Origin of the sequence: Bradyrhizobium neotropicale (genome assembly GCF_001641695.1) — a bacterium.
Classification (GTDB): Bacteria; Pseudomonadota; Alphaproteobacteria; order Rhizobiales; family Xanthobacteraceae; genus Bradyrhizobium; species Bradyrhizobium neotropicale.
In genome coordinates this window covers 81,023-97,956 of sequence record NZ_LSEF01000063.1, presented here as the reverse complement: position 1 = coordinate 97,956, position 16,934 = coordinate 81,023, and the positions used below count along the sequence as shown (strand labels likewise).

The following is a 16,934-nucleotide window of genomic DNA, read 5'->3' as shown; positions in this document are numbered from 1 at the left end:
CCCGCCGCTCCATTCATGAGCCCGACGCATAAGTTCATTCGCATCCAGCCAGCTAATCGCGGCGTGTGTGGCCGGCTATCGCTCTGTCAACCTCTCCACTCGGCTAGCGGCGTTTTACAAAGAATCACGTGCCTCATCGTCTTGAAGGCTTCATCATTGAAACACATCTTGTGCCGCCTGCGGGTAAGTGGTTACCCTGTTTGCGACCGCAGCCACCAAGGAAGGGGGCAAGACATGAGCGAGCCGTACCTCGAACAACAGTCAGCTCGGTGGCGGTCCGCGCCGTCTGTCTTGCCTGGCATCCTGGCGCTCGCCGTCGCCGGTCTGCTCGCCGGCTGTGAAAAGCCGGCTTCACAGGCGGCCGCCCCGCCGGCGCCCGCAGTCACCGTTGCCCAGCCGGTCAAGCGCACCGTGACCGATTGGGACGAATTCACCGGCCGCTTCGAGGCCGTGGAGGAAGTGCAGGTCCGTCCCCGCGTCGGCGGCTACGTCGACTCGGTCGAATTCCAGGACGGGGCGATCGTGCATGCCGGCGACCTCCTCTATGTGATCGATTCTCGCCCGTTCGAGGCGGTGGCCACGCAGGCGGAAGGCCAGCTGTCGGACGCACGTGCCAAGGTGGAGCTGGCCAAGCGCGAGCTCGACCGCGGCCTGAACCTGGTCCAGACCAGCGCGGTCTCAGAGCAGGTCGTCGATCAGCGCCGCCAGGCCTTGCAGGCCGCGCACGCCGCCGAGATGCAGGCCGACGGCGCACTGAAGGCTGCCAAGCTCAATATCGAGTTCACCCATGTGGTGGCGCCGATCACCGGCCGCGTCAGCCGTCATCTCGTCAGCCCCGGCAATCTCGTGCAGGGCAGCGACGCCGGCTCCTCGACGCTGCTCACCTCGATCGTCACGCTCGATCCGATCTACGTCTATTTCGACATGGATGAGGCGACGTTCATCAAATACAGCAAGCTGTGGTTCGAAGGCCGTCGCCCGAGCTCGCGCGACACGCCAAACCCGGTCCAGGTGACGCTCGCCGGCGAAACCAAGCCGTCGCACGACGGCACCATCAACTTCCTCGACAACCGCCTCGACGTCTCGACCGGTACGCTGCGCAGCCGCGCGGTTATCAAGAACACCGATCTGTCGATCCTGCCGGGCCAGTTCGGCCGCGTACGGCTGATCGGCAGCGCGCCCTATGAGGCGCTGCTGATTCCCGACGTCGCGATAGCGACCGACCAGTCGCGCAAGATCGTGTTCGTGGTCAAGCCGGACGACACCGTCGAGGCGCGTCCCGTGACGCTCGGGCCGCTCGAGGAGGGCCTGCGGGTGATCCGCGAGGGGCTCAAGGCCGAGGATCGCGTCATCGTCGACGGCATCCAGCGCGCCCGCGTCGGTGCCAAGGTCAACCCGCATGCCGCGCAAGCGCCGGCTGGTGGCAAGTCATGAATCTCGGCCGTCTCTCCATCAACCAGCCCATCCTGGCGATGGTGCTGTCGATCGTGCTCCTGATCGTCGGCGCGATCGCCTATACCACGCTGCCGGTCTCCGAATATCCGCAAGTGGTGCCGCCGACCGTCGTCGTCACCACGCAATATCCGGGCGCCTCCGCGCAAACCGTATCCGACACCGTTGCCGCTCCCATCGAGCAGGAGATCAACGGCGTCGAGGACATGCTGTATCTCTACAGCCAGGCTACCTCGAACGGCCAGCTCACCATCACCGTCACCTTCAAGCTCGGCACCGATCTCGACAAGGCCCAGGTGCTGGTGCAGAACCGCGTCGCGATCGCACAGCCGCGCCTGCCCGAGGAAGTCCAGCGCAACGGCGTCACCACGCGCAAGAACTCGCCCGACATCCTGATGGTCGTGTTCATGCTGTCGCCCGACGACAGCTTCGACCAGCTCTACATCTCCAATTACGCGCTGCTCCAGGTCCGCGATCAGCTCTTGCGGCTCGATGGCGTCGGCGACATTCAGATCTTTGGCGCGCGCGATTATTCGATGCGGCTGTGGCTCGATCCCGACCGCATCGCCAATCTCGGCCTGACTTCGACCGAGGTGCTCGCGGCGATCCGGTCGCAGAACGTGCAGATTGCGGGCGGACAGATCGCCGAGCCGCCGATCGCGGACCGCGCCTTCCAGCCGAACCTCACCTTCACCGGGCGCTTGAAAGACCAAAAGCAATTCGAGGACATCCTGATCAAGGCCGGCTCCGACGGCCGCACCGTGCGGCTGCGCGACGTCGCCCGCATCGAGCTCGGCGCATTGTCCTATACCACCAACAGCTTCCTGTTGCGCAAATCGGCCGTCGCAATGCTGGTGACCCAGCGGCCCGGATCGAACGCGCTCGCGACCGCAAAGAGCATCTCCGACACCATGACGAAGCTCAAGGAGAGCTTCCCGAAAGGTCTCGACTACAATATCGGCTACAATCCGACCGAGTTCATCGCGCAATCCGTCCACGAGCTGATCAAGACCATCTACGAGGCCATGCTGCTCGTGGTCGTCGTCGTGCTGGTGTTCCTGCAGGGCTGGCGGCCCGCGATCATTCCGATCATCGCGATCCCGGTTTCGCTGGTCGGCACCTTCGCGGTGATGGCGGCGCTCGGGTTCTCCATCAACAATCTCACGCTGTTCGGCCTCGTGCTCGCCGTCGGCATCGTGGTCGACGATGCCATCGTGGTGGTCGAGAATGTCGAGCGCCATCTCGAGCACGGCCTGAGCCGGCGCGATGCTGCGCTGAAGACCATGGAGGAGGTCGGCGGCGCGCTGGTCTCGATCGCGCTGGTTCTGTGCGCCGTGTTCGTGCCGACGGCGTTCCTGGGCGGCATTTCAGGGCAATTCTTCCAGCAATTCGCCGTCACGATTGCGGTTGCGACCGCGATCTCCTGCTTCTGCTCGCTGACGCTGTCGCCGGCGCTGGCCTCGCAGATCCTGGTGCCGCATGAGGAGAAACGGCCGCCGGCGCGCTGGAACGTCATCGCGCGCGGTTGGGCCGCCTTCACCGGCGTCTTCAACCGCGTGTTCGACCGGCTGTCGCAGGGCTATGCCGGCGTCGCCGATTTCGTGATCCGGCACTCGGTGGTGATGCTCCTGGTCTACGTCGTGCTGATCGGCAGCGCCGGCTGGCTGATCGTGACCACGCCGCAGGGCTTCATTCCGGCGCAGGACCGCGGCTACGTCATCATCTCCGTGCAATTGCCCGGTGCGGCGTCGCTGGCGCGCACCACCGAGGTCGTGCGCGAGATCGAACGGATCTCGCTGGATACGCCGGGCATCGTCCGCGTCGCAGCCTTCGCCGGCTTCTCGGGCGCTACGCGCACGCAGGCCGGCAACGCCGCGGCGCTGTTTCCGGTGTTCGACGAGCCCGAGGTGCGCCTGAAGAAAGGACTGACTGCGAACGCGATTACGGCTGAGTTGCGCAAGCGTCTCGCCGCGATCCAGGGTGCCTTCATCATCGTCATTCCGCCGCCGGCCGTGCCCGGCATCGGCACCGGCGGCGGCTTCACCATCCGCATCCAGGACCGCCAGGGCCGCGGACCGGAATTGCTTGCGGCTGCGACCGACGAGCTGGTGGCCGCCGCGCGCAAGTCGCCCAATCTGACTTCGGTGTTCTCGCCGTTCACGGCCAACACGCCGCAGCTCTTCGTCGACATCGATCGCACCAAGGCGCAGAAGCTCGGCGTTCCCATCGCGAGCATCAACGACACGATCCAGACCTATTTCGGATCGACCTACGTCAACGACTTCAACCTGTTCGGTCGCACCTATCACGTCACCGCGCAGGCCGACCTGCCGTTCCGCAAAGAGACCAGCGACCTCGCGCGGCTGCGCACACGCAACGCCTCCGGCGACATGGTGATGCTCGGCAGCGTGGTCGACTTCAAGGACGTGTCCGGCCCCGACCGTGTCGCGCGCTACAATCTCTATGCGGCCTCCGAGCTGCAGGGCGAGCCGGCGCCGGGCACGAGCTCGACCACCGCGCTCAACACCATCAAGAAGCTCGCCGACGACACCTTGCCGAGCGGCTTCTCGTTCGAATGGACGGACCTGTCCTATCAGCAGGTCACCGGCGGCAATGCCGGCCTGTTCGTGTTCCCGATCTGCGTGCTGTTCGTCTACCTCGTGCTCGCCGCGCAATATGGCAGCTGGACCCTGCCGTTCGCGGTGATCCTGATCGTGCCGATGTGTCTGCTCGCCGCCACCATCGGCGTGCGCATCATGGGCCAGGACGTCAATATCCTGACGCAGATCGGCTTCGTCGTGCTGGTGGGCCTGGCTGCAAAGAACGCGATCCTCATCGTCGAGTTTGCCCGCGACATCGAGCTCGAAGGCAAGCCGCGGCTTGACGCCGTGATCGAGGCCTGCCGCCTGCGCCTGCGGCCGATCCTGATGACCTCCTTCGCCTTCATCCTCGGCGTGCTGCCGCTGGTGATCTCCACCGGCTCGGGCTCGGAGATGCGCCAGGCCGTCGGCGTCGCCGTCTTCTTCGGCATGATCGGCGTCACCCTGTTCGGCCTCCTCTTCACGCCGATCTTCTACGTGGTCGTGCGCAACTTGGCCGATGGGCGCGGGAAGAAGGCGGAGGTAGCGGCCTGACCAGTGCTGGTCGTGACGATTGGCGCTTCAACATTCACGGTGTCGTCCCGGCCTTCGCCGGGACGACGGCTTTGACGCACACCCGCNCCGCCATACTAACGGCTGAGGCCGAAATGGATGGGCAGGGGCGGGGTTCTTCACTAGTATCCGCGCGATTTCAAAACAGAAAACTGCTGGGAGTTCGCAAGATGAAGTCACCACTTTTGGCCGCCGCCGCAACCACTGCCCTGTTGCTGGCCGTGCCGGCCTCGGCACAGGGCGTCAAGATCGGCATCCTCAACGACCAGTCCGGCGTCTATGCCGATTATGGCGGCAAATGGTCGGTCGAAGCTGCAAAGATGGCGATCGAGGATTTCGGCGGCGAAGTCTTGGGCCAGAAGATCGAGCTCGTCACCGCCGATCACCAGAACAAGCCGGACCTTGCGACCTCGATCGCGCGGCGCTGGTACGACGTCGAGAACGTCGACATGATCACGGAACTGACGACATCCTCCGTCGCGCTCGCGATCCACGAACTCTCGAAGGAAAAGAAGAAGATCGACATCGTCGTGGGTGCTGCGACATCGCGCCTCACGGGCGACGCCTGCCAGCCTTACGGCTTCCACTGGGCCTATGATACCCGCGCGCTTGCGGTTGGCACCGGCGGCGCGCTGACCAAAGCCGGCGGCGACACCTGGTTCTTCCTCACCGCCGACTACGCGTTCGGCTACGCGCTGGAGAAGGACACCAGCGAGATCGTCGCTGCCAATGGTGGCAAGGTGGTCGGGCAGGTCCGCGTGCCCCTCAATTCGTCTGACTTCTCCTCCTTCCTGCTCCAGGCGCAGAGCTCGAAGGCCAAGATTGTCGGGCTCGCCAATGCCGGCCTCGATACCACCAACTCGATCAAGCAGGCGGCCGAGTTCGGCATCGTCACCGGCGGCCAGAAGCTCGCCGGCCTCCTGATGACGCTCGCCGAGGTCAACGGCCTCGGCCTGCAGGCCGCGCAAGGCCTCGTGCTCACCGAGGGCTATTACTGGGATCTCAACGACAAGACGCGCGATCTCGGCGAACGCTTCTTCAAGCGCACCGGGCGGATGCCGAGCATGATCCACGCCGGCACCTATTCGGCGACGCTGAGCTATCTGAAGGCGGTCAAGGCGGCCGGCACCAAGGATCCGGACGCGGTCGCGAAGAAGCTGAAGGAGCTTCCTGTCAACGACGACTTCGCGCAGGGCGGCAAGGTGCTGGAGAACGGCCGCATGGTCCACGACATGTATCTGTTCGAGGTCAAGAAGCCTTCGGAGTCGAAGAAGCCCTGGGACTATTACAAGCTGCTCGCCACCGTCCCCGGCGACAAGGCGTTCTTCACCGCCAAGGAAAGCGGTTGCCCGCTGACGAAGTGAGGACTGCCTCGATCACACGCGAAATGCCGCGCTGACGCGCGGCATTTTTGTGTGGCCGCAGTGCCCCTCATGCCAACCGCAACACCACGGCACCCAGCGCACCGACCCACAGTGCAATGCTGGCGATACCCTGGATTGCAAAGCCTGGGCTGCGCTTGGCGGCCGCCTTCGAATAGCCGATGAAGTAGACGATGCGGCCGACGATCCAGACCGCGCCGATCGCCGCTGCGATGGCGTCGCTGATATAGATCGCGAACAGCCAGAGCGATGGCAGGAAGATCGGCATCCATTCCAGCGTATTCATCTGGATGCGGAACGCACGTTCGAAATCCGGATGACCCGACATCGCCGGCACCTTGACGCCTGTGCGGTCGCGCGACCGCGCGACGTTGATGCAGGTGGAAAAGTACATGAGGATCGCCAGCAGCGTGATGAGGGCGGTGAAGTGATACATCGCTGATTCCTTTGCAGAAGCCGCGGTTCAATACCCGGTCAGCTCGAGATAGCCAACGCCGTTGTGCGTGCCGGTAAAGCTGATCGGGCCTTCCCAATAGGAGAAGCCGGTCCCCATCCAGCTCCGCGGGTTGAGCGGCGCGGTCTCGATGGCGAGGCCGTGGCCGGGAAGGCTCACGCGCCACGAGGTCGGCAGCTTGCGGCCGTCGATCTCGGTCATCGCGAGCGGCGTGAGGCTGTTGGCGGGCGCCGCGATCTCCACCGAGCGGCCGTCGGGCGTGATCCAATTGCCGAAGAGATTTTCGCGGCCGTCCTTCTGGCGCAGCCGATACAGCATCAGCTTCTCATCATCAGGCAGATGCAGCGAGAACCAGTCCCAGCCGCTCTGATCGGGGCTGAGCGGCTGACTACTCCATTCGCGGTCCATCCAGGCCTGGCCGGAGACGTTGACGGGCTTGTCGTCGATGCTGAGCGTGCCGCGGACGCGGAAGAACGGCTGGCTGTAGTAGTAGGAGGCCTGGCCGCGCTCGGATTTGCGGCTGTAGCCGGCATCGCCCTGCAACACCACGGGACGATTGGCTTCGAGCGTCAGCGCATAACTGAAATCGATGCCCGAGGCTCTCAGCGTCAGCGGCGCCAATGTGCGATCGTCGGTGCGCTCGGATCCCCTCATCTCCCAATCGTCGATCCAGGCGATGAACGGCTTTGCCTCGACGCCAGCCTGCCCGACACCACCGCGTGCAAACAGCTCGCTGAAGCGATGGGTGTCGGTGCGCGTCACCGCGGCGTGCCCCATCCACACCTGCTGGTTGGCCCAACCTTCGCCTTGCGGTCCCGGCTGCGTCGCCTGGCGGAACAGCGTCCATTGCAGGCCGCAAGCCGCGCCGCTGGCGTCGGTGAGGTTCGCCGTGAGGTACCACCACTCGATGCGAAACTCGGGATGTGGTCCGTGATCGCCCGGAAAGGCGAATACCTTTCCGGGCGTGACCGGCGCGAAACCGTCGGCGGTGTCGCCGAGACCCGCATAGCCCTGCGCGCCCGCGCGGCGCGCGAAGGCGAATGCGGCGATACCGCCGGCAAAAGTACGCCGCGAGATCCGCTCAGCGCTCATTGGCAAACACCTTGACGAGATCGGTCGGCTGCATCCGCGCGAGCCGTGCAACCGGCAGCAGCGCAGCGAGCAGCGCGGCGAGCAGCGCGACCGCCACCAGCTCGATCAGCTGCAGCGGGAACACGTGGAACGGCAGCCGCCAGCCGAACGCCTTCACATTCACGATCGCGATCAGGCACCACGCCACCACGAGCCCGAGCGGCAGCGCCAGCAGTGCCGTGAACAACGAGACCGACAGCGTCTTGGTCAGCTCGATCGCGGCGAGTCGTGGCCGCGTGATGCCGATCGCCCAGAGCGGCGCGAGCTGCGGCAGGCGTGAGTTCGCCAATGTCAGGAGGCTGGTCAGCAGCGCGATCCCGGCGACGCCGAGCGTGAACGCATTGAGCGCGGATGTGACCGCAAACGTCCGGTTGAAGATGCGGATCGATTCCGCCTTCACCGTCGCCTGATCGGCGACGCTGCGTTCGTCGAGCGAGAACTGCTTTTGCAATGCCGCGATCAGTCCGGGGATTTTTTCGCGCGGGACAATGAGCCCGATCCGCGTCTGCGGCGTTTGCGGAAACTGCCGGATCAGCGCCGCGACATTCACGGCGAGCTGCCCCTTGGGATTGCCGTAATCGGCATAGATGCCGACGATGTCGAGCTCCCAGGGGCCGCCCGGCGCCGGCACCTCGACGACATCGCCGACCCCGACATTGAGGCGGCGGCTCAATTGTTCGCTGATGAAGGCGGCATTGCCCGGCACGAGCCGGGTCCATGGGCGCGGTGCGGCTTCCAGCAGCGGCCAGAGCTCGCGATAGAGCGCGTGATCGGGCAGCCCGAACAATTCCACCGGCTGGCCCTGAACTTGCGTCTCGGCGCGTCCGCCCGACAGGATCGCCTGAACTTCGCCGCGGTCCTTCAGCCAGTTTCGGATCGCAATGGCTTGCGCATTGTCGGACGCGCTGATGTAGACGTCAGCGGCGAGCCGTCCATTGAGCCAGCCGATGAAGGTGCGGCTGAAAGTTTCCACCATGGTGGAGACGCCGACATTGACGGCGAGCGCGAGCAGGAGCGCCATCAGCGCGAGCGATAGTCCGGAGAGCTGTTGCCGGCTGTCGGCCCAGAACCACAACGCGACCGGCCCGCGCGCGCGGCGCTGGCCTGCGAGCAGGATGATCTCCAGGAATGCCGGCAGGATCAGCGCCGCACCGAGCATCAGCGCGGCGAGCACGCCGAACCCTGCGATCAGCGATTCGCCATAGCGAAGCAAGAACAGCGCGACCGCGAACACGGCACAGGCGGCTGCGCTTTGCAGGATCAGCCAGCGGTGCTGTGCCTGCTGCCAGGCGCGCGGCTGCGCGGTCGCCAGCACCGGCATCCGGATCGCCTTGATCAGGCTGGTCGCCGCCGCCACCACCGCGCCCGCAACGCTGATGCCGATGCCGGCGAACCACCATTCGGCATGCAGCGTGAGCTGTCCCGGAATCTGCGCGCCGTAGAGTCCGCGCAGCGATGCCGCGACATCCGGTAGCAGCGCGGCGGCGATGAAGTAGCCGCAGACGAGCCCGATCAGGCCGGCGATGAGCGCGAGCACCACGAGCTCGACCACCAGCACCGTGTTGACCATGCGCGCAGAAGCGCCGCACGCCCGCAGCGTACGTAGCATCGGCAGCCGCTGCTCGAAGGCGAGGCCCACGGCCGAGTTGACGATGAAGAGACCGACGAAGAACGACAATAGCCCGAACGCCGTGAGATTGAGATGGAAGCTGTCGGTGAGACGTTCGAGCTCGGTCTCCGCAGTCGGCTCGACGCGCTGCAACTGGTCGCCGACGACGCTTTGAAGCGGCGCGGGCCTGCCGTTCGGCTTGCCGATCAGGAGCCGCGACACTTGCCCGGGCTTGTTGAGAAGCCGCTGTGCCACGCCGATATCGACGACCAGCACGTCGGGCACGAGTTGCGGCAGCACATGCAGCGGCGGCAGTTTTGCGCCGCTGCTGATCGGCGGCGCCGTGCCTTCGGCCTCCTGCAAATCGATCAGCGTCTCCTGCGCGACCAGCGTCTGCCCCGGCGGCGCGACGAAGCGCGTCAGATCCGCAGCGCCGAGGCGAGGCGCATTGCCGACGTCGGCCGGCAGCGTCACCGGCTCGATGCCGAGCAGGCGCATCGAATGCCCGTTGAGCTGGACGCGGCCTTCGAGCACCGGCGAGACCGGCCAGCCCGCGCGCCGGAGCTTGACGAACAGGTCTTGCGAGAACGTCGCCGCGTTCGGCGCGACCAGCATCGCCGTGCGCACGCCGCCAAAGGTTGCCGCGGCGCGATCATAGGCGTTGCGGGCCTGCTGGTTGATGGCCTGCACCCCGCTCCACAAGGCGGTCGCCGCGATCAGCCCGATCAGCAATGTCGCGAACTGCATCTTGTGCCGTCGCCAATGGCTCAGGAGCACGGCGAGGACCCACAGCGCGCGTCTCATGTGATCCGCCCCGCATGCAGGGTGACATGGCGGTCGAGCTTGGCGGCAAGATGCAGGCTGTGCGTCACCATCAGGAAGCCGCAGCCGGTCCGTGCGACGAGATCGCGCGTCAGCGCCAGCACGTCGTCCGCTGTCGCCTCGTCCAGATTGCCGGTCGGCTCGTCCGCCAGGAGCAGCGAAGGCTTTGTCGCCAGCGCGCGGCCGATCGCGACGCGCTGCTGCTGTCCCCCTGACAATTGCTCGGGATAGCGCCTGAGCAGGCTGCCGAGCCCGAGCCGCTCGATCAACTCCTTGCTCCAGGCCGCGTCATGTCGGCCGGCGATCCGCGCCTGGAAGGCGAGATTGTCCTCGACCGACAGGCTCGGGATCAGGTTGAACTGCTGGAAGACGAGGCCGATCCGATTCCGCCGCAGGCTCGCGCGCCCCGCGTCCGACAGGGCGGTGACCTCCGTCTCCTCGAGCCGGATCGAGCCGCTGTCGGCGGCATCGAGCCCCGCGATCAGGTGCAGCAGCGTGCTCTTGCCGCTGCCGGATTCGCCGGTCAGCGCGACGCGTTCGCCGGCCCTGAGGTCGAGATCGACACCGCGCAGCACACTGACCGGCTCGCCGGCCGAGGAGAAGCTCTTGGAGAGATTTTTGATGCTGAGCACGATGAATGGCGCCGGACGGAATTAACCGGGATGCTGCGTAGCACAGTTGATGGGGAAATGCCGGGGTTGCGTTGGCTTCAAAGCCGTTGTTAGCTCCAAAACGGCCAAATCAAAAAAGTGCTAAAAGGGACAGCGGGGAGAACGATGAGCGCTCAGGGATCGCCAATGGCGGCTGGCAAGACGACAGGGACGTCGAGAGAAGCCGGCAAGGAGACGCCGAAGGGCGCCTGGACGGTGACATTCCTCCTGTTTCTGTTCATGCTGGTCAACTTCGCCGACAAGATCGTCGTGGGTCTTGCCGGCGTGCCGATCATGACCGACCTGAAGCTCGATGCCGAGCAATTCGGCCTGCTCGGTTCGTCGTTCTTCTTCCTGTTCTCGATCTCGGCCATCGTGGTCGGCTTCATCGTCAACAAGGTGCAGACGCGCTGGGTGCTGCTGACGCTTGCGGTGATCTGGGCGCTGGCGCAGTTTCCGATGGTCGGCACCGTCAGCTTCACCACGCTGCTGATCTGCCGCATCGTGCTGGGCGCGGGCGAAGGCCCGGCCTTTTCGGTCGCCGCGCACGCCATCTACAAGTGGTTCCCCGATGAGAAGCGCACGCTGCCGACCGCGATCCTGTCGCAGGGCTCCGCCTTCGGCGTGATCCTCGCCGTGCCGGCGCTGAACTGGATCATCGTCAATCATTCCTGGCACTATGCCTTCGGCGCGCTCGGCGTCACCGGCCTGATCTGGGTCGCGGCCTGGCTCGCGCTCGGCAGGGAAGGCCCGCTGGAGGATACGCAAGCCCTGGCGGCCACCGAACCGAAGATCCCCTATCTCCAGCTCCTCACCTCGCGCACCTTTGTCGGCTGCGTGGCCGCGACCTTCGGTGCGTACTGGGCGCTGTCGCTCGGGCTCACCTGGTTCACGCCTTTCATCATCAAGGGGCTCGGCTTCTCGCAAAGCGATGCAGGCTGGATCTCGACGCTGCCCTGGGTGTTCGGCGCCACCATCGTGATCCTGACGGGCTGGATCTCGCAGGTGATGATGGCGCGCGGCGCCACCACCCGCATCGCGCGCGGCGTGCTCGGCTCCGTGCCGCTGGTGATCGGCGGCCTGACCCTGGCGATGATGCCGCATGTCGCGGGCGCCGGCCTTCAGCTCACGCTGCTCGTGGTCGGAACGGGCCTGTGCGGCGCGATCTACGTGGTTTGCCCGCCCATGCTCAGCGAGTTCACGCCGGTGTCGCAGCGCGGCGCCATCATCGCGATCTACGGCGCCTTGTACACGCTCGCCGGAATCATTGCGCCGAGCGTGATGGGCACGGTGATCCAGCGCGCCGGCAGCATGCTCGACGGCTACATGACCGGCTTCACCATCAACGCCGCGGTCATGGTCGGCTCCGGCCTGCTCGGCCTGCTGCTGCTCTGGCCGAACACCGAGCGCGCCAGGCTGACCCGCGGCGCCGCCCCGCAGCCGAACGCGCTGAAGGGCGTGGTGTCGCCGACGTAAGGTTGGCGTGCTGTCCGATCTGACCCTCCCCTCCAGGGGAGGGTCAGGGGCAATCGTCTTGCTAGTTCACAGCCTGCGCGCCGCGAATCAGCTTTCCCGGCCGGCGTCCGGTCGCCTCGCCATGCCGCCGTGTCACCACACCCGACACGATCGTGGCCTCATAGCCGTCGACGTCCTGCAGCAGGCGGCGGCCGCCGACCGGCAGATCGTAATGCACCTTCGGCGGGTGCAGATGCAATCGGTCATAGTCGATCACGTTGACGTCAGCCTTATAGCCGGGAGCAATGAGGCCTCGGTCGGTGAGACCGACCGAGAGCGCGGTCTTGCGCGACTGCGCCGCGACGACGAAGGGGATCGACAGCTTTTCGCCGCGCTTGCGGTCGCGCGTCCAGTGCGTCAGCAGGTAGGTCGGAAAACTCGCATCGCAGATGATGCCGCAATGCGCGCCGCCATCGGAGAGGCCGGGTACCGATCGCGGATCGATCAGCATTTCGCGCGTCGCGTCCAGATTGCCGTCGGAATAGTTGAGGAAGGGCACGTAGAGCATGCCGCGGCCGTCGTCCGTCAGCATCGCATCATAGGCGAGTTCCTCCGGCTGGCGGCCCTGCTTGCGCGCCTGCGGGCCCAGCGCGTTCTCCGGCGGCTGCTCGTAGTCCGGAGGATCGCCGAGCAGGAACATCTTGTCGTAGTCGGGACGGAAGAACAGCGGATCGTCGGTGGCGGTTGCTGTTTCACTCAGGATCGCCTTGCGTACGTCCGGCTGGCGCAGCCGCCCCAGCCGCTCCCCTGGCGGCAGATGCGCGATCGCCTTGTAGCTCGGATGGGTCTGGAACGGATTGCGCGACAGCTCCAGCCCGAGCAGGAGGCCGACGGGGCGTGCCGCAATCTGCGCGGTGATGGAGAGGCCGCGCTTCGCCGCCGCGTTGATCTCGTCAAGCGTCTGCCGCCAGCGCCGCGGCGACTTGTCGTTCTGCGTGATCGAGAACGAGATCGGGCATTTGGTTTTGTCTGCGACCCGCAGCATCATCGGCAGGTCTTCGTGGATGGTGGAGAGATCGAGCACGAATTGCAGCACGCTGCGGCCCTCGCGGTGCATCGCGCCGGCGATCGCGGTGAGCTCGTCCTCGCCCGCCTTCAGCGTCGGCGTGAAATCGCCGGTCGAGGTGCGATGGTTGAGCGTACGCGAGGTCGAGAAGCCGAGCGCGCCCGAACGCACGGCCTCGCCCGCGAGCCTTGCCATCGCCGCATTGTCCTCCACCGTCGACGGATCGCGGCGCGCGCCGCGCTCGCCCATGACATAGACACGCAGCGCCGCATGCGGCAGCTGCGCGCCGACGTCGATGTCGAAGTCGCGCTTCGACAGCCAGTTCATGTAGTCCGGAAAGCTCTCCCAGGCCCAGGGAATGCCGGCGCTCAGCACCGGCTCGGGAATGTCCTCGACGCCTTCCATGAGCTGGATCAGGCGGATGTGATCGTCCGGCTTGCACGGCGCGAAGCCGACGCCGCAATTGCCCATGATCGCGGTGGTGACGCCGTTCTGCGAGGACGGCGTGATGTCCTGGCTCCAGGTGACCTGGCCGTCATAATGCGTGTGGACGTCGACGAAGCCCGGCGTCACCAGCTTGCCGCGCGCATCGATCTCTTCTCGTCCCTTTGCCGCAACCTTCCCGACCTCGCTGATCCTGCCGCCGGTGATGGCGACATCAGCCTCGAACAGCTCGCCGCCGCGGCCATCTGCGATGGTGCCGCCGCGGATCACGAGATCAGGATTGGTCATGGTGTTTCTTCCCAATGGTTGTTGTTACTTCTCTCCAGCGTCGTCCCGGACAAGCGCAGCGGAGCGGAGCGCAGATCCGCGAAGACTCGTGATTGCCAATCTCGCGCCGCAACTACTCCCTGGGGTTATGGATCCCGGGCTCGTGACTTCGCGCCCCGGGACGACAGTCGAGTTTGTGGCTGAGCCGGTGGGCTCACGAAGCGTTTTGCGGCTTCCGCTCGGTGAACGGCGACAGCACCACCGTCGCCACCATGAAGATCACGGAGGCGCCGAACACCCAGTGTGGCGCGCTCTGGTCCATGATCCAGCCGAACAGCAGCGGGCTGATGACGCCGCCGAGATTGAAGCCGGTGGAGACGATGCCGAAGGCGCGGCCGGCGGCACCGGGGGGCGCGGCATTGCGCACCAGCATGTCACGGGAGGGCGCGATCACGCCGGAAAGGAAGCCCGCGGCCGTCATCGCGACGGTGAGGGCCCAGCCCGGCATCGTGACGAGCGCGATCAGCAGCACGATCGCCGCATTTACGGCAAAGCAGGCCGCTGCGACCTGGCCGTGACGCTCAGTGCGATCGGCGAGAAAGCCGCCCGCGAGCACGCCGATGGCGCTGGCTGCGAGGAATGCGGTCAGCACAACGTTGGCGGTGGAATAGGAGGCCCCATAGCCGCTCATCAGCGCGACCACGCCGAAATTACTGATGCCGGCGACCGACAGGCTCAGCAGCATGAAGAGCGCGGTCAGCATGATCAGCGCCGGGGTGATGACGGCCTGCTTCGGCGCATTCGCGCTGCCCGGCTTCTTCTTGTGCGCGCCGGCGTCGGGAATGTTCATGGCAACCAGCAGCAGAGCCACCGCGACGCCGATCGCGCCCGATGCGATCAGCGCGCCGACGCCACCGGACACGGTGACGAGCGCCGCGACGATCGCCGGCGCGACCGCGCCGCCGAGAAAGCCGGCAAAGGTGTGGATCGAGAAGGCGCGGCCCATCCGCGCCTCATCCATGTGTTCGGCAAGGATCGCGTAGTCGGCGGGATGATAGACGCTGTTGGCGAGTCCAAGCAGCACGGCGCAGGCGATCAGCGAGGCGTAGCTGAGGTGCACGCCGAGCAGGATCAGCGCGAAGCCGCCGAGGACGAGCCCGGCCAGCAGGATCTTGCGCGCGCCAAAATGGTCGACGAGATAGCCGGTCGGCGCCTGAGTCAGGCCGGACACCACCGCGAACACGGTCAGCGCGAAGCCGAGTTCGATATAGCCGACGCCAAGCTGGTTCTTCAGGAACGGGAACAGCATCGGCAGGACCAGCATATGGAAATGGCTGACCCAATGCGCGATCGAGATTCCGGTCAGCGTCAGCGCGCTGTCCGCCTTGCCTTGCTGCGGTGCGGCGAGAACGTCGACCATTGCAGTTCCGTTTTGCGTCCTTGGGGCGCAAACTATCGGGCAGGGCGGTTATTTGTCCATGAACGGCGGCGCATGGCAGGTAGTTCGGGGCGGGTCGTGTGGGAGGGCTCGCCCCCATCGTCGTCCTGACTGAAGCCAGCTAGGCGGGCAAGGCTTCACCCACGTCGTCCTGGACAAGCGAGCAGAGCGAGCGCTGACCCTGGACCCATTACCACAGGGAGTTGTTTGGCGAAGACTCGTGGTCAGCAGGTCGCGCCACGGCTCCTCCCTGGGGTAATGGGTCGTGCTTTCGCCAGGACGACAGTTGAGAGCGTGGTCAGGATCCCCCTCACAACGGCTCGTCATCATTGCCGTAGCGATCGCGCTTCGGCGTGGCGATGTCGCCGTCCTCGTAATCGTCGTCGCCGTCGCGCGGAGGCTGTGGCTTCTTCGCCTTGTCGTCGGCCTTCTTGGGTGGCGCGCTGGTCTTGCCGGTCTTGGCCATGACTGGTCCCGGATGGTGATGCTGCATCCGCTTCTATCCGGAAAATATGGGCGGTTCCTGACTTATCTCAAGCGGCCGAGGCGTCAGCCCTGCACCACCGGACCGCCAGCCTTCTTCCAGGCGTCGATGCCGCCGGCGATATGGGCGGTGTTGGAAAGGCCGGCTTCTTTCGCCGCGGTCACCGCCATCGCCGAGCGCTCGCCGAAGGCGCAGAAGAACACGACGCGGCGGCCGGTGGCGGCCGCGACCTCGCGCAGCATGCCGCCGGGCTTCAGGCTCTCCTCGATCGACGGATAGGGCGCATGTAGTGCGCCCTCGAGCATGCCGTGTTTGGCGCGCTCGTTGGTTTCGCGCAAATCGACCAGCAGAATGTCGGGCCGGCCCAGCGAGCGGATCGCGTCGACGGCGCTGAGCGCGCGGCCCTCCTTCTCCAATTCCTCCTGATGCAGGCCGACATGCATGTTGGCCGGCACCGCCACGTCCATCATCTTCGGATTGGGCAGCTTCAGATTGGCCATCAGCTCGATATATTCGTCGACCGAGCGTACCTGGAGCCGCGGGTTGTAGCGCTTCTCCTCGCCGATGGTGGAAACGGTATCGCCCTTGTAGTCATGCGCCGGGAAGACCAGCGTCTCGTCCGGCAGCTTGAGCAGGCGATTGAAGATCGAATCGTACTGCGCGCGCGAAGATCCGTTCTGGAAATCGGTGCGGCCGGTGCCGCGGATCAGCAGCGTGTCGCCGGTGAAGACGCGGTCGCCCATCAGATAGGAATAGGAATCGTCGGTGTGGCCGGGCGTGTACATCACGTCGAGCGACAGGCCCTCGATCGTCACCTTGTCACCATCGGAGACGCGCATCGCCACCACGTCGGCCTTGCTCTGGTCGCCCATGATGGTCATGCAATGGGTGCGGTCGCGCAGCTCGCCGAGTCCAGTGACATGGTCGGCATGAAGATGAGTGTCGACGGCCTTGACCAGCTTGAGGTCGAGTTCGCGCAGCAATTGGCAGTAGCGATCGACCTTCTCCAGCACGGGATCGAGGATCAGCGCCTCGCCGCCGGGGCGACTGGCAAGGACGTAGCTGTAGGTGCCCGAAACGCTGTCGAAGAGCTGGCGAAAGATCATGGCAGGCCCCGGCGTGAATTGA

12 protein-coding genes are annotated in these 16,934 nt (G+C 65.6%); 4 read left to right on the top strand and 8 right to left on the bottom strand.

Going from position 1 to position 16,934, the window contains the following annotated elements; all coding sequences use genetic code 11:
* Positions 1-234 precede the first annotated feature (234 nt).
* From AXW67_RS21795 to AXW67_RS21785, 3 genes are all read left to right on the top strand, one after another.
* Positions 235-1,434, top strand: a complete 1,200-nt coding sequence (locus AXW67_RS21795) for an efflux RND transporter periplasmic adaptor subunit (protein WP_063679493.1) — start codon at positions 235-237, stop codon at positions 1,432-1,434.
* Complete coding sequence (locus tag AXW67_RS21790) at positions 1,431-4,586, top strand: efflux RND transporter permease subunit (protein ID WP_063679492.1); 3,156 nt, start codon at positions 1,431-1,433, stop codon at positions 4,584-4,586. The genes AXW67_RS21795 and AXW67_RS21790 overlap by 4 nt, the downstream gene beginning before the upstream one ends.
* 188 nt (positions 4,587-4,774) lie before the next feature.
* A complete protein-coding gene (locus tag AXW67_RS21785) occupies positions 4,775-5,968 on the top strand; it encodes an ABC transporter substrate-binding protein (RefSeq protein ID WP_063679491.1) in 1,194 nt (397 codons plus the stop codon).
* Positions 5,969-6,035: 67 nt separating this feature from the next.
* Here AXW67_RS21785 and AXW67_RS21780 read toward each other — a convergent pair whose 3' ends face one another.
* From AXW67_RS21780 to AXW67_RS21765, 4 genes are read right to left on the bottom strand one after another with little or no spacing between them, the layout of a single operon-like run.
* A complete protein-coding gene (locus tag AXW67_RS21780; RefSeq protein WP_063679490.1) occupies positions 6,036-6,422 on the bottom strand; it encodes an MAPEG family protein in 387 nt (128 codons plus the stop codon).
* A gap of 27 nt (positions 6,423-6,449) precedes the next feature.
* Positions 6,450-7,532, bottom strand: a complete 1,083-nt coding sequence (locus AXW67_RS21775; RefSeq protein WP_063679489.1) for a lipocalin-like domain-containing protein — start codon at positions 7,530-7,532, stop codon at positions 6,450-6,452.
* Positions 7,522-9,984: an FtsX-like permease family protein gene (locus AXW67_RS21770; RefSeq protein WP_063679488.1), complete on the bottom strand. Its 2,463-nt coding sequence runs from the start codon at positions 9,982-9,984 to the stop codon at positions 7,522-7,524. Before AXW67_RS21770 ends, AXW67_RS21775 begins: the two co-directional genes overlap by 11 nt.
* Positions 9,981-10,634: an ABC transporter ATP-binding protein gene (locus AXW67_RS21765; protein WP_063679487.1), complete on the bottom strand. Its 654-nt coding sequence runs from the start codon at positions 10,632-10,634 to the stop codon at positions 9,981-9,983. Before AXW67_RS21765 ends, AXW67_RS21770 begins: the two co-directional genes overlap by 4 nt.
* A 144-nt stretch (positions 10,635-10,778) precedes the next feature.
* Between AXW67_RS21765 and AXW67_RS21760 the strand changes: the two genes are divergently transcribed.
* Positions 10,779-12,128 carry an MFS transporter gene (locus tag AXW67_RS21760; RefSeq protein WP_063679486.1) on the top strand — a complete coding sequence of 450 codons (1,350 nt, stop codon included), beginning with the start codon at positions 10,779-10,781 and terminating at the stop codon, positions 12,126-12,128.
* A 61-nt stretch (positions 12,129-12,189) separates the two neighbouring features.
* On the opposite strand, the gene AXW67_RS21755 is transcribed toward AXW67_RS21760, so the two are convergent.
* From AXW67_RS21755 to AXW67_RS21745, 4 genes are all read right to left on the bottom strand, one after another.
* The gene (locus AXW67_RS21755) at positions 12,190-13,905 is read right to left on the bottom strand and encodes an N-acyl-D-amino-acid deacylase family protein (protein ID WP_063679485.1); all 1,716 of its coding nucleotides are present in this window, start codon (positions 13,903-13,905) and stop codon (positions 12,190-12,192) included.
* Between the two features lie 193 nt (positions 13,906-14,098).
* On the bottom strand, positions 14,099-15,304 hold the full coding sequence (locus AXW67_RS21750) for an MFS transporter (protein WP_063679484.1): 1,206 nt from the start codon (positions 15,302-15,304) through the stop codon (positions 14,099-14,101).
* Between the two features lie 328 nt (positions 15,305-15,632).
* A complete protein-coding gene (locus AXW67_RS42065) occupies positions 15,633-15,788 on the bottom strand; it encodes a hypothetical protein (protein ID WP_198024649.1) in 156 nt (51 codons plus the stop codon).
* Positions 15,789-15,871: 83 nt separating this feature from the next.
* Positions 15,872-16,912 carry an MBL fold metallo-hydrolase gene (locus tag AXW67_RS21745; RefSeq protein ID WP_027549852.1) on the bottom strand — a complete coding sequence of 347 codons (1,041 nt, stop codon included), beginning with the start codon at positions 16,910-16,912 and terminating at the stop codon, positions 15,872-15,874.
* Between the last annotated feature and the right edge of the window lie 22 nt (positions 16,913-16,934).